The sequence below is a fragment of the Peribacillus sp. FW305-BF15 genome, from assembly GCF_058783805.1.
On sequence record NZ_JBYSYV010000023.1, the window covers coordinates 66,593 to 89,057 of the forward strand.

Consider the following 22,465-nt stretch of genomic DNA (forward strand, 5'->3'; position numbering starts at 1 on the left):
CATATATTTATGCTGAAAACTAGTGGATTGGTCAATTTAACTGAACTGAAAATGTATGTAAACGGTGAATGGACTGCAGCACATAACGGAGAAACTTTACCAGTAACAAATCCATCAACAGGGAAAGTTGTGGCAAGGATTCCAAATGGAGGACGCCAAGAAACGAATGCGGCAATAACAGCTGCTGAGGAAGCGTTTAAAACCTGGTCAAAATTGACAGCACAGGAACGCAGTAAATATCTAAAGAAATTGCATGACCTTATGCATGAATATAAAGATGAATTAGCAGAAATCATGAGTATGGAAATGGGCAAGCCCTTTACGGAAGCCCGGGGTGAAGTGGATTTTGCTGCAAGCTACCTGGAATGGTTTGCTGAAGAGGGCCGCCGGATTTATGGGGAAACGATCCCTGCTTCTGCCGTAAATAAAAGGCTATCGGTGATTCGCCAGCCGATTGGAGTGGTTGCTTCCATTACCCCTTGGAATTTCCCGTTGGCCATGATGACGCGGAAAGTAGGACCTGCCATGGCCGCTGGATGTACAGTCATTGTCAAACCTGCAAAACAATCTCCTATTAGTGCATTAGCTTTTGGTAAATTGGTAGAAATGGCGGGAGTGCCTGCTGGAGTGGTCAGTATCGTGACAGGGAGTGCCGGACCTATCTCGGATGAAATTTTTGAAAATCCGGTAGTAAGGAAAATATCTTTTACCGGATCTACTGAAGTAGGAAAATTGCTGGTTACCAAGTCAGCCCCGCAGCTCAAGAGACTTTCCCTAGAGCTTGGAGGACACGCGCCCTTCATCGTTTTTGAGGATGCTGATTTGGAAGCCGCAGCAGCTGGTGCCGTTGCAAGCAAATTCAGGAACACCGGACAAACGTGCGTATGCGCCAATCGAATTTATGTCCACCGTTCTGTCATCGATGAATTCTCTTTACTTTTTGTTGAAAAAGTAAAAGCTCTAAAAGTCGGAAATAGCATCGATCCAACCGTTGAAGTCGGGCCGCTTGTCAGCAGTGATGGCCTGGAAAAGGTAGAGGAACATGTACAAGATGCCTTGGAAAAAGGTGCCAGACTTCTTTGTGGCGGACAAAGAGGTGAAGGGGAATTGGCTGATGGATTATTCTATGAACCGACCGTACTGGGTGGTGTGAACAAGGATATGCTCATCACATACCAGGAAACATTTGGACCAGTCGCACCAATCATCCCGTTTGATACAGAAGAAGAGGTGATCGAACTTGCCAACAATACAGAGTACGGGCTGGCCGCTTATTTTTACACACAGAATATAAGCAGGGGAGTCAGGGTATCCGAAGCTCTGGAGTTTGGCATCATCGGCTACAACGACGCCATTCCCACCGTTGCACAAGCCCCATTTGGCGGCATGAAAGAAAGCGGCATGGGGAGGGAAGGCGGCCATCAAGGCCTTGAAGAATATTTAGAAGAAAAATATATATCGATGGGTTTTTAAAATAGGGCAAGAAAGGGCTTAAGGTGAAGTCGAATCCTTAAGCCTTTCCTTATTTACCTCATAAGAAGTCTATTTCAACACACGCTCCCCATTGCTTAACAACCTCAGTTACAGAACCTAAGGCCGGGTTGCTTTACATCCTAAGACAAATAAAAAATATCCTGAATTTTTGAAATGGTAACATGCAAGATGAATGTTACAGTTATGAAGTTTCGAGTTTATAGATAAAGGTAATGTTAGAAAAGACTTTGTGAGAATAATTAGAAAAGAACGGAACTTGATTCAAATGGTAAAGTAATTATTTTACTAAAGTCAGATTCGAATGTATTAACGGAGAAAGAGGATTTTACTATGATGCAGAAGAAGAGAAAATATTAGACCCTGGATGCCATATCCCTAACTTGATAAGCCTTTCCTGTTTGCTATAATTACCCTGTTCGTTTACGAAAGGTTTTTTTTTATAAGATGCACTTATTATCACGTTCGTTAAAGATAAAAATTACTTTACGAACGTTCGTGCTTTCTTTGAAATTCCACGAATAAGCAACTTTCGATAAATAACCATGTAAAGGTAAATTTACGCAGCTCAAGAGGGAAGACCATTTCCGGTTTATAGGCAGAGGCATTACGAGCAATCCCTACTAGGACACAGGCGAGTTTTCCACAGTGTTTCGTGATAAATTTCATTTTTTTAATCTTCTTCACTTTAACATTATGCGTGTGTAGGGCTTTAAACTCGGGGTTATTTATCACCAAACTCATGGACGTAAGGAAGAGGTACTGCCGCAGGCCGATCTTCCATGTTTGAAAAGAACCATTTGGACTTTCCACTTTTCAGACCTTGCCTCAGCGAGATGCAATCCTGCATGACGAATGAGCGCATTCCCATGAACAAATCCACTCAGATCTCCAGCTTCTCCTAAAATGCCCGCCAGTGAAATCTCGCTGATTCCTTTAATGGCAAGTTATTTCTTAACGAATGAAATCCATTCCAAGCCGTTTGTGACTCCTTGCGTCACTCTTTCAAGTTGGGATGAAGCGAGATCATATTCCTCTAATAACTGTCCAAGTGAAGTTTATACGCATGAAGGGCTTGTTTCGTATGAACGCTTAGCTAATGCAAGCTGGGACAGAGCTTTTTTATGCGCGGAATGTCACTTCATACATGACTTTCACCCGGTTACGATATCCTGAGGCTCATAGTAGGGCTTCCTCCTTAAGACTTTGAGTGAGATTGGTCTCTATACTCATATCTTACTGAGGGCTCTATTTTTTTCAAACCTGATATTTAACGATCTTCAGGAATGCTAACGGTGCCTGGGAAATTGACAGAATTGCTTTTTTGATTATCCTCGTGAGTTCATGTGGTTTCATTATCATTACTACCACACCTTTTCGGAATGAGCTATTTCTAATGCAATTTGCATATCCGAATATGTGGTTGTGGCTTTAAAAAACATATGCAGACATCATATTTTACCTAGTTTGATATTTGTATAAATCAAAAGCAAAGGGGGAAAATGAAATAAGAAATAATGAAATTTGAAAGGGAAGATGAGAAATCACGAACTCAATAATAGTAGAAATAAATGAGGCTTTTAAAGATGCAGAAGACTTTTTCATAGAACCGTTTATTTTGGATGGTGAAGCTGCCCTTTTACTTGGTTTACATTCAATAGTTAACCTTATAAAAACAAAAGAAATATTAAAAAAAGATATGGATACCAGTGAAGCGATTCATTCAGTAAAAGTAAAAAGAACTCTTTTCAAGAGAAAATGTGTTGAAATAAATAGTGAAGAAGCAATAGAGGCTATTATTCAGGGTAAACTCATTGTTTATTCAAAAGAAAAAAATATAATGTTGCAATTTGAACCACTTCCTAAAGAATTGACCCGATCAATTGAACCACCTGCTAATGAAAACGTATTACAAGGTCCTTTAGATTCTTTTATTGAAGATATGTCAACAAATATAGGAATAGTGAGAAAAAAAGTTTCCACTGCTCAGCTCTCAGTTAAAACCTATACGGTAGGAAGTGATCAAAAAAAGAATTTATCAATAGTTTATTTGAATGACCGAGCAGATAAAAGTATGATCAAAAAGATCATTTCACATATTGAAATGAATCAACATACAAATATTCTCTATCTTCAGCATCTTTATCGTTTTATGGGTATGCGGAAATGGGAGGTTATCCCTCAGTTTAATAACACAGAAATGCCATTGGAAGCAGTAGATGGTTTAAACAAAGGTAAGGTCATTCTATTCGTTGACGGTTATCCCTTTGCGCTTATCTTGCCACATTTATTATGGGATATGTTTGTCCAGGCGAATGATCGTAACTATGCTTACCCAATTATGGGCGCCATCCGATTTTTACGTGTTCTTGGTGCTTTGATTACCCTTATATTGCCAGATATCTACGTGGCCCTTGTTGCTGTAAATCCTGAGATATTAAAAATTGAACTGGCTCTATCAATTGCTCAGAGCAGGGAGGGAATACCCTATCCCCCTTTTGTTGAAATTACAATTATGCTCCTTATTATAGAGTTAATTATTGAAGCGAGTATAAGGCTTCCGCTCAGTATCGGGCCAACGGTAACAATGGTAGGGGGAATTGTCATTGGACAAGCAGTAGTAGACGCAAAGCTGGTTAGCAACCTTTTAATTATCATTGTAGCAGCAACCTCAATTGCGAATTCAACCGTTGTAGGGTTTCAAAATGCCTTAATCCTGCGTTTACTTAAATATGTAGTTGTTATTTTTGCTTCAATCTATGGCGTGTTGGGCATATTATCCGGTCTGGTATTCATAAGCGCTTACTTTGCAAGTCGAGAGATTTTTGGTATTCCATACACCAGTTTAGCTAAGAGGAGAGGGGAAATTGGATAAAAGCCTTCAGGTTATATGCATGGGGTTAATGTCTCATTTTGGTCTTATTTTTTTCATTTATCCAGAAAGAATTATTGCCAGCACACACAAAGGTCACTGGGAACCAATTTTAATTCAATGTGTCATATTTATTCTGTTTTTATCGCTTTACCTAAAGGGGCTTTCTTATTTTCCCGAACAGAATATTATTAGTATTTTAAAGATATTAGGTAAAGCTTTTTCTTTCACATTACTTTTTCCTGTACTTCTTTACTTAGTCATAACTACTATTGAACTTGTTAGTGCCTATGCAGAAGTGACCAACATTATCTTTTTGGCGAATACTCCTACATGGGCAATTATTACATTAATGAGCGTTATTTCAACTTATATCGCCATAAAAGGAATAGAAACCATCTTACGTACAGCCTTATTAATATTCTGTATCTTTTTCCCGTTAATCTTACTTATGCTTTTGATTTGCTTTCAAGACATTGATTGGCATAATGCCTTTCCGATTATGGATACCGACTTTTCTTTTTTTCGACAACCTCCCTATTATACAAGTTTTTTTTCTTTCGCCATTGTTTTTTCATTTTTAGGTTTTCTTCCTAAAAAAATATCGTATAACTCTAAAAAAATCATGTTAGCAGTCTTTTTTCTTATCCCATTTTTTTTCTTATCCGTTTATTTACCTCTCTTAACCTTTGGAAATGAAACGGCTAGTACGCTGCTTTTTCCCTTTATAACCACATTGGATAAAGTTCAGCTTCAATGGCTTATATTTGACAGGGCTACCTTGTTTTTTGCGTTAAGCCTAGTTACCTTCATCATGTTGCTCACTTCCTTACTTTTATGGCAGTCCTCAATAATAATGAATCAATATTTCCCGAGATTAAAGCAAAAATATCATATTGTAGCCTTATCTGTTAGCATTTTTATCATTTGCTTATGTATTCCTAGTTGGCAAGAGACTGAAAAGTTGCTATGGTGGAATACTGCTTTCCGTTTTTATATTTTAATCGTACTCCCTTTAATTATATTCCTCATCGGTGTAAGGAGAATAAGACTATCATGAGAAGTATTATAATTTGTTCTAAACTAGTACTTAGTCTATGTATATTAATGCCATTAAGTGGTTGCTGGGATATTAAAGACATTAATCATCGAGCCTTTCCGATTGCAATGGGAATTACTAAAGAAGGAGAAAAATTCAAAGTCTTACTTCAAATTCCTATCTCTTCAGAGGGTGTTCAGAAACAGACAATTGTCAAAGGAACAGGATTAACCATTTTAAAGGCTGTAGAGGACATTAGAACTAATATGGAAAGCGGTGTAGACTTATTGCACATAAGGGTAATCATATTTGATCGAAAATTAGTAGAAGAAGGAGGGATGGAAGAACCGATTAACACGTTTATGAGAATTCGTGAAATATCTTCAAAAACAATAATCGCAATATGTGATGATAATATAGATACTTTTTTCTTAACACTCAAAAAAATCTAGAAAAAGGGATAAATCTTTATGAATTTTTTGAGAAATATGCAGGTTGGACTCCACAAATATCTTTAACACGTCTATGGCATGTTTATCGAGCTCTTAATTCCTACACACAAAATGTAGCAATTCCTATGGTCAGATCAGGGGAAAACACGCCAGTTACATATGCAGGTTCTGCAGTGATGAACAAAGGAAAAATCGTTTCTAAAATGGATCCTAAAGAAACCCTCCTTTTTAATGCCTTTCATGGGAACAGTATGAAGGGAAGGGTAGAAGTAATGGAACATGCAACCATCATGATTGTTGGAAATACAGGTTTTCATAAAGGAGAATTAAGAAATCATATTCCATATATGTTCTCAACGATTCGTTTAGATGTAGTTATTCAAGAGAGAAGAGGAGAAGTTTCCAATGCAATAATAAAAAAAGAGCTGGAAAAGGTGATGGCAAATCGTTTTGATGGAATGCTGAAACGATTTCAAAAGCACGAAACAGATGTCTTTGGTTTGGGGCAATACTACAGAAATGAAATTCCTTATGAGGAATTGAAGGACTGGCGAAAGAAATATTATCCCAATCTAGAAATGAAGCTTACCATTCATACTACAATACAAAACGAGGGAAATATAAAGACTATAATTGACAAATAGATATTGGATATCATATAAAAAATGGATAGGCTTTAATTTTAAAATGATCATTATCAAGAGCCCCATGCATCATTGTGCACTTTTTGAAGTGGAAATACTACAGTTTATGCTCTACTTCAGATAGTTTATATTTTTAATCTTTTAAGAAATAGTGAATACTTTAGTACTTGTTAATTATTAGGTACTTGGGAAACTCCCCAATAAACACATGAAATCAAGAAAGGACATCCAGACTTTTTAACACCTACTCATTTTATAGTTTTATTAGTTTAACCTTGGTTGCAAGTATTCCACCCGAGCTTTCTATAATTGTGCTTCTATGAATGAGAATACTAATATTGAGAAAAGGGGCTGTCTAATAAGTCCCTAAAATAAAACAGGAGAAGAAAAACGATTCGTTTTTCTTCTCCTGTTTTTCTAGTTTTATAATTATTCATTAAATCTGAGTATATATCTATCGGTGAACTGGCTCGAATAACTGATTTGAGATACGGTACTTTAAAATATTGTACCGAATCTAATTTAATTCCATTTGAACAATTAGATGAAAACTTAACACGTCGTTACTCTCGAGAAGCAGCAGTGGAAAGCGTTGAGACTATTAAAAGCTTAAAGAAATCTGGTATATCCATTGCTGAGAATAGAAAGAAAATACCGAAACAAAATTAACAAAATATAACTTTTAGAGTATCGATTTGATCAAAAAAGGATTACTACCTTAGAATCATTACGTCCGTTGAACAACCATTAATAGAAAAAAGTACCGGTTACACCCTTACCGTGGTGAGAACCGGTTATTTTTTACACAAATCTCCTTAGCGTTTTAAATTCGCTTTTTGCTGGTGGTGCCCGCTTAATGAACTAACGTTCTACAAGCACAGTGTTTTCGAACTATGATGAACTTCTAAAGGAATTTTTTGAAACTTGTTGAATTTCTTTAGGTAATGTTCAATGAAAGGTGGAAAACAATGAAAATAGCCAGTTCTCCTATCAATAGTAAAATAAACAATGTTTTTATCCATGTTAAAGAATTAAAGAAATCAGTTGAATGGTATTGCAATCTCCTTGGCATCTCGCGAAATAATGACTCTGTAGAATCACCTGTTTACAATATTCCTGTAACAAGTGAAACTGGATTAACTTTAGATGACCATACGTTTGATCCTAATTTCATATTTAAGCCATCCAATAATGTCTTATTTAATTTCTACGCAAAAGATATAGACGAAGCTTACCAATTTATCAAGAGTAATAACATAGCTATTGTTAAAGAAATAGAGCGTATTGGAAATTTTGCTTATTTTAACTTTCAAGACCCAGATGGTAATGTACTTATGATTTGTAATGGCTAATGTTCTTAGGGAGTAGCCGGCTCACTACTCCCTTTACTTAAGTTTTTTTCGCACTTCCTTTTAACTTCACAGTTTGTGTCAACTCTACAATATGGCGGTTGCTGAAGCTGCCTTTTCTTATGGCAGGAGACAGATTTATTTTCTAACCAGGCTGCTGGACGGGAGCAAATCAAAATAGTTTTTATGTTAGTTCTAAAATTGACTGCAAACGTAAATTCAGACGCTCTCATTCCCCGTCTTGAAGAGCCAGTGGAAGCTTGAATCACTTTATCGAAACTCCCATGTTTCTCCTGGACTAATAAACCCACAGCATCCATCACGATAGAAAAATTTATCAAGAACCAGGCACTACAAAAAATTTTCATCATATATAGGTGATATCCGTTCGGATTTGATGAGGAGGATATCATGCAACCTATGTTACCTATGGAAAGATATTTTGGGCAGTTTGAACTGGTGCATGCTTTTTATGGGGCTATGCCTACAGGTGTCAGCGTTTCCGAAACCGGTCGTATTTTTGTATGCTTTCCGAAATGGGGAGACGACGTTCAATTTACTGTGGCAGAAATTGTTGCGGGTGAATTGCAGCCTTATCCCAGTGTAGAAACCAATTTAGTTAATACTGGGAATATTACGATGTCTTTCGTCAGTGTCCAAAGTATCGTTGCTGATGGAAGAGGAACACTTTGGGTACTAGATACAGGGGCACCAAATTTTTCTGAACCTATTCAAGGGGGAGCAAAACTAGTTGCTGTTGATTTAAGCACGAATACAATAAGGAGAGTATATACCTTTACAGAAGAGGTTGTCTTGCCAACAACTTATCTGAATGATGTCCGTTTGGATTTTCGGGTTGGAAGAGCAGGCTATGCATATATAACGGATTCTTCTTCCAGAGGGCCAGGGGCTATTATCGTCGTAGATTTAGAAAATGGGAACGCGTTTAGACGGTTAAATGGGGCAATATCAACTTCACCTGATCCCTATTTTTTACCGAAAGTAGAAGGTGAAATTTTGATGAATCGAAACCCGGACGGCTCGACTTTCCCATTTAGATTGGCTTCCGATAGTTTAGCGATTTCTCCTGATGGAAAGGTTTTATTTTATGCACCGCTAACCAGCCGTCAGCTGTTCTCGATCTCAACAGAAGCCCTAAGAGACAGAAGGATACAGGACCTGAATTTATCCCAATATGTGCAGTATTTGGGGGAAAAAGGTGCGTCTGATGGAATGATCACCAGCGCAAAAGGAATCGTTTATGCGGGAGACTATGAAAACAATAGTATCCGGAAGATATTGCCGAATGGCGCAATGGAAACCATCGCACATGACCCGAGAATTTTATGGCCGGATACTTTTTCGATTGGCCCCGATCAATACTTATATGTCATTGTGAATCAATTACATCGGCAGGCGAGATTTCATTATGGAAGAGACCTCCGGGAAAAACCATATAGTTTACTTCGTATGAGAATTGATGAATTCCCCGCTCCTACCTTTTCATAGTAATCGTAAACGAAGGTAGCTATCCCCCACCAGGGAGCTGCCTTTTTTGTCAGATATACCCGCAACTGTCCTATAATAAAGAGGTGACTTAACTCAAATTGAAAAGCCTGCTTCATCTGAGACTTTAAAATATAAATAAAGCACCATAGGCATGAAGCTACATAAGTATCAACTTACGGTAAGAGGAAAAGTTTTGAACAAAACTAGGAGGTAATCATGGGAAGAGTAGTTCACCTCGAAATTCATGTGGATGACATGGAACGGGCAAAGAAATTTTACAAAAGCGGAAGCGGAACGCGTTCGCATGGGCGGTCTTGCTAAAGCGGACGCGCAAAGTGCACAAGGTACCACAGAAACGGAAATCATCAGGTTAAAAGGGGTAGCAGAAGCAGAAGCCAAGCAGAAAATAGCTGAAGCATTTGAACAGTTCGGGCAAGCCGCCGTAATGGACATGATTTTGAAAATGCTGCCGGAACATGCAAAACAAGTGGCTTTTATCTTTGGTTCATTCACAGATAGAACATGGCTATGTTACTTGCGACTTAGAAAGCGTTATGATTTAATTTGTAATCTAAAATTTCCAAAAACAGCCCACACTTTAAAGTTTGTGCTGTTTTTGGTTTTCTATCTAATGATTGATGAAATTATTCCAGTGAAGTAGTATTGGAGAGGTACACTGATTATATGGAATATTTACAGTGGGAATGATATTGGAGTTGGATAAGCATGTATGTTTTATTACATATTTCATATAGGATTTTCACTAGACTTAGAGCTTAGTAATGGTGAAAAAATTAAGCACAAGGCGCTGGCCGATAAAAAGAAGAGAGCATCTGTAAACTACACAGATGCCCTCCTGATTTTCTCCAAGATCCATTATTAATCTCACAATGAAGTATTTAATCTACCGGACGGTCATCAAAATCATAGTCTACCGTACCAGGAGCTACACGTGCATTTGTTAATGCCGGAGTTTCCGGACGGGCAATTTGATACACACTGGCACCGACAATTTCAGCTGCTTGCTGCAATTTTTCTTTCGATATCTTATCCAGTGTATCTGTAGGCTGGTGATACCAAGGCTCTACAGGGGAATGGATAAACAAGGCGGATGGAATGCCAAGCTCATGGAATGGTTGGTGGTCACTCCTGCCCAGCTGTCCATAAGGAATCGCAACATCCATCGTTCTGGCCCCTGCTGAGGAACCCAGGTCCGTCACAAGGTTTTTCATTCCATCAATGGTATACATAATCAAACCACCTGCAGGATTATCCTCGCCAGCGTCACGTCCACCTATCATATCCATTTGGAAGTGAGCCACCATGCGGTCTACATCCTCTTTGGGAAGGGAATCAGCATAGAAGGATGATCCAACGAGCCCTCTTTCCTCAGATCCGAACGTGAGGAAGCGAATTTCAGTGTCAATTGGGGTTTTGGCCAGGATCCTTGCCAGTTCCAGCACAGCTGATACACCAGAAGCATCATCGTTTGCACCAGGGCCGCCCGGGACAGAATCATGATGGGCTCCAACAGTCACGATTTGACCATTATCCTTATTGGCTTTTGGTTTTAGGGAAGCGATGACATTGTAGGATGTCTTTTCGATTCTTTCAGCTTTTCCCACTTCAAGAGTGGACGTGATTTGTTTAGTTTTAAGCTGTTCGACCAACTCTAACCCTTGGGCTTGGGTAATGGCTACAGCAGGTATATTTTGCCCCGCTGATACTTGTCCGAAATTATTTCCTGATGGTGAGTTGTTGTACATTAAAACGCCAACCGCTCCTTTATTTAGGACATTCTGAACCTTTTCAACAAAGGTGATGTCCCCACGTTCAACTAGTGCAATTTTCCCAGATACATTTTCTCCAACTTCCTCTGGCTTTGCTTTTCCAACATTAACAAGTTCGGCCGTTACCTTTCCGCTGATACTGCCGCTAAGGGCACGCGGTGTTCCTCCTAAATCACTGTCACCAATTTTCACTTTTACATTTTGCACCGTATCATAGATGGGAAAAGGCTGAACCTTTGTTTCGAAACCAAGACTCTTAAACTGACTTTCTATGTATTTGACTGCACGGAGCTCCCCTTCTGTACCAGCAGCTCTCGGTTGCTCTGATAGATAGGCAATCGTATTATACATATTGTCCGCACTAATTTTTTTGATAACTTTGTTATCAAAAGCTGTGTCAGACTGGGCATTTATTGCTCCGCTAGTTTGTGCAAATACTGTACCGGTTGATAGAACCATACCCGCAGCTAATAGTACTGTTAGTGATTTTCTATACATATAATCCCTCCTTATTCATAATCTTCCTAATTATGTATTTAACTGAATAGTTTGTAAATGAGTCATTAGTCTTTAAATTCCGAACATCAATCGGTTTCTGACACCCGCTCTCCCTTAAGATTATGCCGCAAAGAAAAAGCGATCCTTCTTAATGAAGAATCGCATCATGTACTGAAGCCATCAATATATTGTATTGTAAAAAAATGATCAAACATTCAAATCTATCAACCTCATTTTAACCTAACTTTTGAAAAGCAATACCGTTTAGTCCAAATGACAATTTGAAAAAGATAGGGAATCCAATTCTTTCTGGACTAGAAAATCTATGAACGATCTTGGAATGACTTCGGATAAATCATGTAAGAAATCAGTCCGTATTGTCGATAAGGGAGTCCGCCGACAAAACGGGGATATTATACGTTAAGTAATTTTTAGTCTAAAAAGTCGATTCACTTAATATTCACTTTTATTATTGATTTTACCATTTCCTAAAATATTCTAATGTTCAAACCTTCACAAATTGTTCACAACAACAATGAAAACGCTTACGATTTTCATTGTATAATATATATATCCTAATTGATTTCATAGTTTTGCACCAATTATCATACAATTTTAAATAAATAATTGAATAGACAGAAAGGAGATAATCAGGTGATCTTAAAATCGTTGAAAAAAAAGGGCATAACGACCATCATTTATTATAAAGAAGGAGTATTAAAAACATGCAAGGGTCAATTGCATAAACTTAACCTTAATGAACAAACCCTTTCCTTAAAGGATGAAAATCAAAAGATTTTCTCTATTCGTTTATCTCGTATTATGGAAATCTATTAATTTAATTGCTTTCAATTAACATATTTAAATTACAATTATATTTATTAATCCCGAATCTCTAGTTTATTACTAGAGGTTTTTTTTTCATATATGGAAAGCTGGTCAGTTTAGTATTCCTGTAGTTAGTAATTTTTCAGTTTTGAAAAAAATGGGGCTCCTCATTTCCGGATTGATAAATAAAGTTTTTATACTATGGCCAGTATCCTTCGTATGGAATTCCTCAAAATGGTGTTCGTAAGAAAGGCTGGGGCGATTAACTATGGAATGTATGGAGTGATTATATAAAAAATTAATATTTATATGAGATAATTTTTCGGGTTTGTTTCCCCAGGAAATAATCGTCTTTAATGTCAAGTTTTCTATAATTCCCCGAATCAAACCCCATTTACTTCACAAGAGCGGAGTAGTTGGGTTTCGTTATTATTTAATTCCAATCACTAATCTAGTTCGTACAGCTTCAGTAATAATGGATGTCAGATTATTAATTTTGAGATTACGTACGGTAAATAAAAGACTAATCGCTTCCACTGAAGAAATTGGAGTTCCCCTAATAATTAACTATCAAAGAATCGTTAAAATTAACGATACGGCGAAGACGCTTAATTGTTTCATTAAACTTTAAAGTGGTAAATAGGTAGTATCAAACTAGCAGGGAGGTATTAAAATGAGAGTTCTGGTAATAGGAACAGAGGACATGACCGGAGAGCACGTTGTAAAACAGCTGGCAGACAGGCACCATAACCCGGTAGCACTGGTAGGAGCAGAAAATAAAGTTGAGGAAATGATTAAACTTGGAGCAAGAGATGTAGTTTCTTTGGAAAAAAGGGATTTTTCCAGTGCCTTTTCGGGCTGTGAAGCAGTGATTTACCTGAGTAGCGCCAGTCCCCGGACTGGGGAGGGAAAACCAATACTGGTTGACCATCAGTCAGTAATAGACTCAGTTGAGGCTGCTAAGAAACATGGGGTGAAGCGCTTTGTTCTGATGAACACCATGCGAGCAAAAGAAATGGAGAGCAAGAATTCTAGTACAAATGATGTCAAGTACCACTCAGAAGAGCTATTAAAACAGGAAAAGCTTACATATACGGTCATACGGACAAGTATGCCTGTGGATAAGCCGGGACTAGGTAAAGTTGAAGCTGGACCATCAATTGTGAATGACAAAGGCGAGATACCAAAAGAGGATATTGCTTCTGTATTGGTCAAAGCGCTGGATACTGAAGAAGTATTTAATAAAACGTTCCATGTAACTTCTGGCGAAATTCTGATTGATGAAGCACTCCAAAGATTATAGATAACTCGAGTAACTTGTACAAAAATAAGAAGCAAAGGGTGATAAAATGTCCAAGTTAAAAAATTACCTTCCTACAGTTTTAAAAGGATCTGCCGTTTTAGGGACAGTTGCGGCCGCAGCGTACTTTTACCGAAAGGATGATACACAAAAACAACATTCAATCCTGAGGAATTTCCCCCTAATCGGCAGAATTAGATACATGACAGAGCAAATAGGACCTGAACTTAGGCAGTATTTATTTGAAAATAATAATGAAGGCACCCCTTTCTCAAGAAAGGAATTCGAGGATGTTGTAAAAGCAGGAAAATATAAGGAGCGTTTAATCGGATTTGGATCGGAACGTGACTTCAATGAGGCTGGATACTATATTCGAAATAGTATGTTTCCCAATCTCCGGGAAGAATTGAGAATAGATAATAGCCAAAAAATCAATACAAAGGTATATGAAGTAGATGAGGAAGGTCTATTGACCAGAAAGGAGAAGCGCGAAGATAGACAAATAGAACCGTACTTTTTACGAGACGAGGATGCTGTCATAATCGGAGGGGATACATGCCGGAATCCCTTTAAATTAAAGGGGCTCGTAGGACAGTCTGCAATGAGCTACGGGGCACTCGGTGAGAATGCCATCACTGCACTGTCGAGAGGATTAGGGCTTGCAGGAGGAACATGGATGAATACTGGTGAAGGTGGTCTTTCCAAATACCATCTCTCCGGAAATCCCGACATCATGATGCAAATCGGTCCGGGACTGTTTGGAGTAAGGACACCAGGTGGGGAGTTCTCCTGGGAAGAATTCAAGAAGAAAAGTGAAATCGAGCAAGTAAAGGCATTTGAAATTAAGCTGGCACAAGGTGCCAAAATCAGAGGTGGGCATATTGAAGGACAAAAGGTGACAGAAGAAATTGCCCAAATCCGCCTGGTAGAACCTGGCCAAACGATCAATAGCCCTAACCGGTTCTATGAATTCAAGAATTTTAATGAATTGTTCGAATTTGTGGAAAGAATGAGGGATGTAGGCGGAAAGCCTATCGGTATCAAAATTGTTGTGGGGGATCTTGATGCACTTGAGGAAATGACGAAAACCATGAGAGATACAGGTAAAGGGCCGGATTTTATCACGGTGGATGGCGGGGAAGGCGGAACTGGGGCAACCTATCAGGAGCTTGCAGATGCAGTCGGACTCCCAATTATGTCAGCCTTGCCACTTGTAGATGAGATGTTAAAAAAATATGGTGTACGAAACCGGGTCAAGCTGATTGCATCAGGTAAGCTGACTTCTCCAGATAAAGTGGCGGTCGCTTTAGCGATGGGGGCAGATTTAGTCAATATAGCCCGTGGTTTTATGATTAGCGTTGGCTGCATCATGGCTGAAATCTGCCATACAAATCATTGCCCTGCAGGAGTAGCCACAACTGATTCAAAGTTGCAGGAAGGTCTGGTTATTGAGGAAAAACAATACCGAGTCGCCAATTACGTGATTTCCCTCCGCGAGGGGCTATTTAACCTTGCAGCTGCCGCAGGTATAGATACTCCGACCAAATTTGAACGAAAACACATCGTTCACAAGGATGAGTGGGGAAGAGTTTCCCCTGTCCGGGACATCACCCTCACTCCCGAAAAAGTGGAGAAGTTAAGAAATAAGGAAAAAGTGGAGAAATAGCTTGGCGGGATTTTTATTTTTACTATATAGAAGAAACTCGTCAAAAAGGTAAGCCTTTGCTCAATGCAGCAAAGGCTATTTAAGTGCGTCCGGCATTGGTGCAATGTATAGGGGGGAGCAAGTCAGAGCTGTTTCCTGTAGAAGCGCTTAAAGTTGGTGCAATATTGTATTGAATGAAGAAGGAGCGGCATTTCTTCAATATATATGTGCGTGTGAATGACCCCGTGAACTATACCCGTTGATTTGGATGGGGCAAAAGGAGAGAGCCGAATCAGGCATCAAGATTAATCTTAACCGTAGGGTGAAGTTGCTTTACGACTTTATGAATATAAGTTTATGGATGTTTCCCCCAAGCTTCAGAGAGGTAACTGGCAGGAAGTCATCCGATTGGCAGGACAGAAAGTGGGCTGGAAAGTCTTAATCGATTTTTATTTCAGGTTAGAATTGAATTAAAAAATGGAATGTTACTTTTTCAAATACAGGGGTCTTTATTAGTTACGAAAAATAAACAACCAAGGGAGAAATCTTATTGGTTGTTTATTTTTTATTTGGCTCCTTTCGCAAAGATTGTTGTTTTTAAACGAAACTATTTAAGGTTGATTGGAGCGGAAGTGCGAGTCTCCTGCGGGTGCAGCGGGACAGGTGAGACCCCACAGGCGTTTACGCCGAGGAGGCTCACCGCCCGCCCCGCGGAAAGCGAGCATCTGGAGGGGAAATCAACCACAACCCACTACTTGGTAAATAGCAACAAAGTATGCCAAAACAGCCTTTATTTTTTAGTAGCTTCCTTGGCCGATATAACCTTTTGTACAAACTTTCTATCATTTTTGTACCCTATTCTGTCCAAGGTGAATGCAAAATACATTCACAGAAATTTTTATTTTTATATTCCGGTCTAAAATATTCAATAATATCTTCCTTCATATTGCCAAAAGTAGTTTCTGGCTTATGCTTAAAGCCCTCATAAAACGCTGGAATAATGTCCTTTTTGAAATTGTTACGTGGGAAGGCCTTTATAATTTCTTCACGCAAGTCGTCAGGGAATTGTTCAAAGCCATCTCCCATCACATCTAAACCAACACCCGAAAAGAGAAGAGCCACTTCAGCTTCCTTATGTTCTGCAATGCCAGGTGTCGTATGTAATGCAATAGCATCCCATACAAGACGAATCGACTCATCTGGAATTTGATACTGCTGTAAAAAGCTCCTCGCAGCATTTGCACCGTCTACTTCAAATCGTAAATCTGGACTGCTGAACTTTTTTGTTAAACCTAAATCATGGAATAATGCACTAACATATAGCAACTCTAAATCATGATTCTGCTTAATCTTTTTTCCGTTGACTGCACCAAATAAAAATACACGATTTGAATGATTCCACAACAAGTCGTCCCCATGCTCGCGTAAAAGATCTGCTGCTTCTTTAGCCAATTGAGAATCTGGAATTTTAATACCTGCTACTTCTTGAAACATAATTGAAAATCCCCTTTACAATTTGATTATGAACTTGTTTTCATTGTAAAGAGGAATTTATCATTTATCTATCCATTCATTTCTATGATAATAATAGATAAAAACTATAATATAGAACTTTTTAAAGAAGCTATCTCATCTTTTTCTGTATGAAAACGCAGCCTTTCGATTTCACATAATAATAACTCGATATACTTACGTGCCGCATAATTGATAAAACGATTCTTTTTCATCACGAGATAGACAGATCTAGTCAAAGTTGGTTTTTCAATACGTTGGAAAAATAAATCCTCTGTATCATAAAATTCATATAATGTACGCGAAACAAAACTGCGGCCAACCCCATTTCGAACGAGCTTCAAGATAGATTCAATGCTAGACGTTTCGACGATGGGTTCTAACTGCCTGCCAACCTCATGACTCGTTTTATCAAGTATTTTTCTGCATTGATGGATATTTGGAAATAAAATAAGCGGACTGTCTAAAACATCGGAAAATGAAGCCTTCTGCTCTCCAGTACTTTGATTACTAATCAGGTAAAATTCTTCATCATACAACTTCGTCACCATCAACATGTCATCACGATCGAATTCAAAACCAATACCAAAATCTGCTTGATTCTCTAAAACAGCCTTTTCCACTTGATCAGTACTTTGAACAAACACTTTTATGTTTGGATATAATTGGTTGAATTTAATGCACAAAGTGGATACCAAATCAGTTATTTCTCCTGGTAACACGGCAATTTTCAATTCCCCGATTTCTACTTTTGTAAGTGCTCTAATTTGAGAAGATATACTTTGTAAGGAATTTTGAATATTCAATGCTTCTTGTTGTACGATTTCCCCCACCTTAGTAAGTTCAATCTTCTTACCAATACGGTTGAATAGTGCATAGCCCACATCTTGTTCAAGCATTTTAATTTGATGGCTTAAAGTTGGTTGCGAAATTCCTAATTTTTCAGCTGCTTTTGTAAAATGCAGTTCTTTACTGACCATTAAGAAATATTCTAAATGTCTTATTTCGATACTATTTCAATCCTTTCTAATGAAAATAATTAAATCTGTATGCTTCCAATAAAATAATCTAGTTATTAAGTTACTTTATTTGAAGAGATTATTCCATAATTTGGCCCGATTGCTGGATAAAATTAAAAAACACCATTAGGCTATTTGTTATTTTCGTTCATAAATACCTCACTATGATTTGGATAACGGGCCTGGTTAAACAGAAATCATGTCTAATTACTGATTAAAATTGAAGTCGTAATTAATTCACTAAATGAAAGTTTATATACTCAAAATAAAAGGTCATCATTATATGAAAATTGTAATCAATATTGACATGTACAATTAATAATAATTGTACCTTTTTAGATGTCAGTTTACATAATAGAATATTTCCTATAATACTTAAAATTTGAGATAGTCGAAAATTGAAAAGACTTTATAAGGAGGAGCTAAATCATGTATATACCTAAACATTTTGAACTCAAGGATGAAGAAATAATTTATGATTTTATCGAAAAGTACAGCTTTGCCACTTTATTTTCTCAACACAATGGAGAACCATACGCTACCCATCTTCCACTCACATTAAATAAAGGTGAAAGTGCATTATATGGTCATTTTGCCCGTCCAAACGAACAATGGAAGGATATAGAATACCAAAAAGTTCTTGCGGTTTTCCAAGGTCCTCACTCTTATATATCTACTTCTTGGTATGAAACAACGATGGCAGTTCCTACTTGGAATTATGTCTCTATCCATTTATATGGAAAGATGGAGATTGTCGATGATCAAAAAGTCATTTTCGATTCCCTGAATGATATGGTAAAAAAATATGAAAGTCCAGATAGCCCATACAATTTAATTGATGTGGATTCCAGATTTATCGAAGGAATGAGTAAAGGGATTGTAGCATTTAAAATAAAAATCACAAAAATTGAAGCGAAAGCTAAATTAAGTCAAAATCACCCTGTGGAACGGCAAGAATTGATTATTAAGAATCTAGAAAACACTTCTCAACAAGGTAATATACAAGTAGCGTCTCTTATGAAGAAGAATCTACAAAAATAAAAGTTATTCGACATTGTCTTGTTCAACTGATGTGGTAGTTTTTGATCTAGCTGCCACTTAATTTCATCGCAATTAAAAATTAAGGGACCTATGAAGATTATTTATCGGTGCAGCATCAAACATTCAAATACAATAGCTACAATTCATTCGTTCAAAGAACGTTGGAGTTATTCTTTGAACCATGCCTTCTTTAAGAGTTTCACACCCACATCGATTTCATTGGAAGAAAGATTACTGAAACCTAGTTTAACCATTGGTCCGTCGGTGTTATTTTTAATGAAGTAGAGGGACGTAGGATACACAGTAACTCCATGTGAGGAAGCTTGTTGAATTAACCATTCTTCTGTATGCTTCAGATGTACTTTGACTAATACGTACAAACCAGATTGTTCACCAATAATGGATATATTTTGACCGAATTGCTCTTTTAAAGCGGATACTAAGTGCTGCATTTTTCTTTTATAAACAAGGCGCATGCGTTTAATATGTCTACTCCATTCTCCATCTTCCATAAATTTAGCCATTGTAAGCTGGCTAAGCAGGGAGGTAGTAGCTTCAAAATGAAGAAACTGGTTTTTATAACGATTTAAAAGTGGCTGTGGCAAGACCATATAACTTAAACGAATTCCTGGAAGAAAGGACTTCGAGAAATTCCCTAAATAAATGACTCTTGCCGAATCAATGGAGGCAAGAGCAGGAAATGGTTTTTGTGTATAGCGAAATTCACTATCATAATCGTCTTCGATAATATATCCACGCATCTTGTTAACCCAATGAATAATCATTTGCCGTTGTTGGATGGACATGCTTACTCCAATTGGACTTTGATGGGAAGGGGTTACATAGATTAATCGTGATTTCATTTGTTCTAATTTTGAAAGTTCAGCACCTGTTTCACAAACCGGCAAAGTTTCAAACATAAAACGATGGAATTGAAAAGCTTCCCTGGCACCGTCGTAACCAGGGTCTTCAACTATAATACTCTGGAATTCATCCTTCAGTATATGTCCCAAGTATACAAGCATTTGTTGGGTACTGCTTCCGATAATAATTGCATTTGCATTTGTTTTCACTCCGCGTGATTGGAATAAATATGTGGAGATTTGTTCGCGCAGGCATTCTTCCCCAAATGGTTCCCCGTATCGAAAGCTATCCTGTAATGTTAATACTTGATTAGCCATTCTCCTCCAAATTTTCAGTGGGAAATGTGTTTGATCAACGGCATCTGCCCTGAAATTAACTTCCGGAGGTCTCTTGGACCCAGTCTGCTTTTTAACATAAGAGATTAAGGGTTCCTGAAATATACGGGGTTCTAACTCGTTTGCAAAATATCCTTTTCTGCCCTCTCCACGAATATACCCTTCAGCAACAAGTTGTTCATATGCCAGTAAAGTTGTATTGCGGCTTACATGTAATGAATCTGCAAGTTGACGAATGGAGGGTAATTGCTCATTTGCCAAAATGTCTCCTTGTTCAATATATGATTTGAATTTCTCATAGATTTGTTTGTATTTTGGGGCGTTATCATTGAACGTAAAAATGGTATTATTCATTTGCATTCCCTCTGACATGTATATTTGTTTAATATTGTACCTTTTTTTATGTCAACTTGTATAATAATATTTTTTTATCGGATATTTATTTTGAAAATTCAAATACAAGTTGAAAGGAAGATTATTGTGTACATTCCTAAGCAATATCGTATGAAAAATGAAGAAGCAGTTCAAATTATGAAGTCTAACCCGTTTGCCTTATTGATTACTGTTAAAGAACATCGTCCCTTGGCTACTCATATTCCTTTGGAAATTCGCGAAGATGAAGGGAAAATCTATGCGACTGGGCATATCGCATACGGAAACATGCAGAAAAAGACTTTAGACAATAATAGTGATGTGTTACTGATTTTTCAAGGGCAGCACGCTTACATTTCATCAAGTTGGTATCAGTGCGAAGAGGTTCCAACATGGGACTATCTAGCTGTACATGCGTATGGATCAGCGCGTTTAATCACTGAAGACGAGCTGATTTCCTCCTTGGATACTATGCTTAATCATTATGAGGGTCACCGAGAAAATGGCCGGACCTGGGAAACGTTTGATCCAGAGTTGCTTAAGAGTGAAATGAAAGGAATAGTGGGCTTTGAAATTGAAATCACATCTATTCAAGCTGCAGCCAAAATGAGTCAAAATCGCAATGACACCGATTACAGAGCGATTATTACAGAGCTTGAAAAATCAAATGAACAAGGGGAAATTCAGGTTGCGCAATGGATGCGAGAGCAAAGGAAAGGGTCAATTGAATGATTGGCATATTACTAGGGTTTGCTATGGCACCCCTAAAAAAAGCAAAAATGGTGTTTATCATTTAGGTAAGTCAAAACCATTCCTTATAGACAAGAGCTCATTATAAAACAGTTGGAACATATTCCTTTTCTAAATGAGCAACAAATCGCCTCCTTGATGAAAACGAACCTTAAAAAAGTGTAACTTTCACCATAAAGGAGGAGCCCAATAAATTTTGTGCCAAAATACAATAAGGAGTTGCTTTTTATGGAGTTTTCTAATATTTGGCTATTTGTAATTGCTGCTGCTACATTGTTAATAATACCTGGACCGGCTGTATTGTATATTATGGCAAGAAGTATAGACCAAGGGAAGAAAGCGGGCATAGTATCAGTTCTTGGTGTATCACTTGGCGGTTCTGTTCACGTTTTAGCTGGAGCGATTGGAGTTTCAGCGATCCTTATGACATCAGCAACAGCCTTTAATATCGTTAAATACTTGGGTGCTGCTTATCTTATCTATCTGGGGTGTAGGACTTTATTTTCTACATCTGATCGAACGACTTCAGAAATTCCAAAAGCCCCTAGCAAAAAGTTAGTAAAGATATTTTACGAATCTGCGCTCGTGGAAGTAATGAATCCTAAGACAGCACTCTTTTTTTTCGCCTTCTTTCCGCAATTCATATCACCTTCGGCCGTATCAGTCACAATACAATTTTTACTTTTAGGAATTATATTTATTATCCTAGCTTTTATTAGTGATGGTCTGTATGCAGTACTTGCAGCAAGTATTAGAAAGCGGATTCTGGGTACTGAAGTGAATTCTAGGTTGCAGAATCGGATAACTGGTTATTTATATATTGTTCTAGGGGTATTCTCCGTCTTTGCGAGCCCCTCCAAAACATAAGAATATTTGATGAAAATCGATTCTACTAAGATATAAGTAAAACGAAATGGAAAGATATTTTATGCCTGGATTTATCATTGAAGATGACTTTTGGTCGTTATTCCCTCATGCAATTGCATGCTTTAAAGTCAATGGCAGCCTCAATTTTACGAACAACTAGGCCGCAGGCACCAGTTGATCTCCCTGAATAGAATCATGTTTAGAAGGCATTCTCATCACCTCAAGTTTTAATACTTCTATTTTAAAACAAAAATGACTCCAGGCAAAAGTGTTCTATCTAAAAGGTAA

General features: G+C 37.8%; 19 protein-coding genes and 2 pseudogenes. 16 read left to right on the plus strand and 5 right to left on the minus strand.

Annotated elements, in window-relative coordinates; translation table 11 throughout:
- Window positions 1-9: 9 nt before the first annotated feature.
- Complete coding sequence (locus AC3WLU_RS21005; RefSeq protein ID WP_328136528.1) at window positions 10-1,473, plus strand: NAD-dependent succinate-semialdehyde dehydrogenase; 1,464 nt, start codon at window positions 10-12, stop codon at window positions 1,471-1,473.
- Between the two features lie 588 nt (window positions 1,474-2,061).
- Here the strand turns inward: AC3WLU_RS21005 and AC3WLU_RS21010 are convergent.
- A pseudogene (locus AC3WLU_RS21010) lies at window positions 2,062-2,584 on the minus strand (transposase); the annotation flags it as partial.
- A gap of 474 nt (window positions 2,585-3,058) precedes the next feature.
- Between AC3WLU_RS21010 and AC3WLU_RS21015 the strand changes: the two are divergent.
- The 9 genes and pseudogenes from AC3WLU_RS21015 to AC3WLU_RS21055 all read left to right on the plus strand — a co-directional run.
- On the plus strand, window positions 3,059-4,366 hold the full coding sequence (locus tag AC3WLU_RS21015) for a spore germination protein (RefSeq protein WP_492597849.1): 1,308 nt from the start codon (window positions 3,059-3,061) through the stop codon (window positions 4,364-4,366).
- Window positions 4,359-5,423: a GerAB/ArcD/ProY family transporter gene (locus AC3WLU_RS21020; RefSeq protein ID WP_492597842.1), complete on the plus strand. Its 1,065-nt coding sequence runs from the start codon at window positions 4,359-4,361 to the stop codon at window positions 5,421-5,423. Before AC3WLU_RS21015 ends, AC3WLU_RS21020 begins: the two co-directional genes overlap by 8 nt.
- Entirely contained in the window at window positions 5,420-5,854 is a 435-nt protein-coding gene (locus AC3WLU_RS21025) for a Ger(x)C family spore germination protein (protein ID WP_492597843.1), read from the plus strand. The genes AC3WLU_RS21020 and AC3WLU_RS21025 overlap by 4 nt, the downstream gene beginning before the upstream one ends.
- Before the next feature lie 176 nt (window positions 5,855-6,030).
- Window positions 6,031-6,498, plus strand: coding sequence for a Ger(x)C family spore germination C-terminal domain-containing protein (locus tag AC3WLU_RS21030; protein ID WP_492597850.1), 468 nt, complete (start codon window positions 6,031-6,033; stop codon window positions 6,496-6,498).
- 465 nt (window positions 6,499-6,963) lie between these two features.
- A complete protein-coding gene (locus AC3WLU_RS21035; protein ID WP_492597851.1) occupies window positions 6,964-7,167 on the plus strand; it encodes a MerR family transcriptional regulator in 204 nt (67 codons plus the stop codon).
- Window positions 7,168-7,466: 299 nt separating this feature from the next.
- Window positions 7,467-7,850 (plus strand): VOC family protein, encoded by a 384-nt coding sequence (locus AC3WLU_RS21040; protein WP_413001466.1) that lies wholly within the window; start codon window positions 7,467-7,469, stop codon window positions 7,848-7,850.
- Between the two features lie 408 nt (window positions 7,851-8,258).
- On the plus strand, window positions 8,259-9,356 hold the full coding sequence (locus AC3WLU_RS21045; RefSeq protein WP_413001468.1) for an L-dopachrome tautomerase-related protein: 1,098 nt from the start codon (window positions 8,259-8,261) through the stop codon (window positions 9,354-9,356).
- 216 nt (window positions 9,357-9,572) lie between these two features.
- Window positions 9,573-9,677 (plus strand): VOC family protein, encoded by a 105-nt coding sequence (locus AC3WLU_RS21050; RefSeq protein WP_400449467.1) that lies wholly within the window; start codon window positions 9,573-9,575, stop codon window positions 9,675-9,677.
- Window positions 9,637-9,849 (plus strand): annotated as a pseudogene (locus tag AC3WLU_RS21055) (flotillin family protein); the annotation flags it as partial. The gene AC3WLU_RS21050 and the pseudogene AC3WLU_RS21055, both read left to right, overlap by 41 nt.
- Before the next feature lie 406 nt (window positions 9,850-10,255).
- Here the strand turns inward: AC3WLU_RS21055 and AC3WLU_RS21060 are convergent.
- Entirely contained in the window at window positions 10,256-11,644 is a 1,389-nt protein-coding gene (locus AC3WLU_RS21060; RefSeq protein ID WP_034307391.1) for a M28 family peptidase, read from the minus strand.
- Between the two features lie 654 nt (window positions 11,645-12,298).
- Between AC3WLU_RS21060 and AC3WLU_RS21065 the strand changes: the two genes are divergently transcribed.
- From AC3WLU_RS21065 to AC3WLU_RS21075, 3 genes are all read left to right on the plus strand, one after another.
- Window positions 12,299-12,481, plus strand: coding sequence for a YolD-like family protein (locus tag AC3WLU_RS21065; protein ID WP_034307388.1), 183 nt, complete (start codon window positions 12,299-12,301; stop codon window positions 12,479-12,481).
- A gap of 664 nt (window positions 12,482-13,145) precedes the next feature.
- Window positions 13,146-13,775, plus strand: a complete 630-nt coding sequence (locus tag AC3WLU_RS21070; RefSeq protein WP_369314893.1) for an NAD(P)H-binding protein — start codon at window positions 13,146-13,148, stop codon at window positions 13,773-13,775.
- Window positions 13,776-13,821: 46 nt separating this feature from the next.
- Window positions 13,822-15,438, plus strand: a complete 1,617-nt coding sequence (locus AC3WLU_RS21075; RefSeq protein ID WP_252266819.1) for an FMN-binding glutamate synthase family protein — start codon at window positions 13,822-13,824, stop codon at window positions 15,436-15,438.
- A gap of 834 nt (window positions 15,439-16,272) precedes the next feature.
- Here AC3WLU_RS21075 and AC3WLU_RS21080 read toward each other — a convergent pair.
- Window positions 16,273-16,911 carry an HD domain-containing protein gene (locus AC3WLU_RS21080; protein WP_492597844.1) on the minus strand — a complete coding sequence of 213 codons (639 nt, stop codon included), beginning with the start codon at window positions 16,909-16,911 and terminating at the stop codon, window positions 16,273-16,275.
- Between the two features lie 104 nt (window positions 16,912-17,015).
- Window positions 17,016-17,939 (minus strand): LysR family transcriptional regulator, encoded by a 924-nt coding sequence (locus AC3WLU_RS21085; RefSeq protein ID WP_413001584.1) that lies wholly within the window; start codon window positions 17,937-17,939, stop codon window positions 17,016-17,018.
- 438 nt (window positions 17,940-18,377) lie between these two features.
- Here AC3WLU_RS21085 and AC3WLU_RS21090 point away from each other — a divergent pair, with 438 nt between their 5' ends.
- On the plus strand, window positions 18,378-18,989 hold the full coding sequence (locus AC3WLU_RS21090) for an FMN-binding negative transcriptional regulator (protein WP_492597845.1): 612 nt from the start codon (window positions 18,378-18,380) through the stop codon (window positions 18,987-18,989).
- A 167-nt stretch (window positions 18,990-19,156) separates the two neighbouring features.
- Here AC3WLU_RS21090 and pdxR read toward each other — a convergent pair whose 3' ends face one another.
- Complete coding sequence (pdxR, locus tag AC3WLU_RS21095) at window positions 19,157-20,542, minus strand: MocR-like pyridoxine biosynthesis transcription factor PdxR (protein WP_492597846.1); 1,386 nt, start codon at window positions 20,540-20,542, stop codon at window positions 19,157-19,159.
- A 126-nt stretch (window positions 20,543-20,668) separates the two neighbouring features.
- On the opposite strand from pdxR, the gene AC3WLU_RS21100 reads away from it, so the two are divergent.
- Together AC3WLU_RS21100 and AC3WLU_RS21105 are read left to right on the plus strand one after the other, a co-directional pair.
- A complete protein-coding gene (locus AC3WLU_RS21100) occupies window positions 20,669-21,292 on the plus strand; it encodes an FMN-binding negative transcriptional regulator (RefSeq protein WP_098864727.1) in 624 nt (207 codons plus the stop codon).
- A gap of 246 nt (window positions 21,293-21,538) precedes the next feature.
- Window positions 21,539-22,177 carry a LysE family translocator gene (locus AC3WLU_RS21105; RefSeq protein WP_492597847.1) on the plus strand — a complete coding sequence of 213 codons (639 nt, stop codon included), beginning with the start codon at window positions 21,539-21,541 and terminating at the stop codon, window positions 22,175-22,177.
- The last annotated feature ends 288 nt before the right edge of the window (window positions 22,178-22,465 follow it).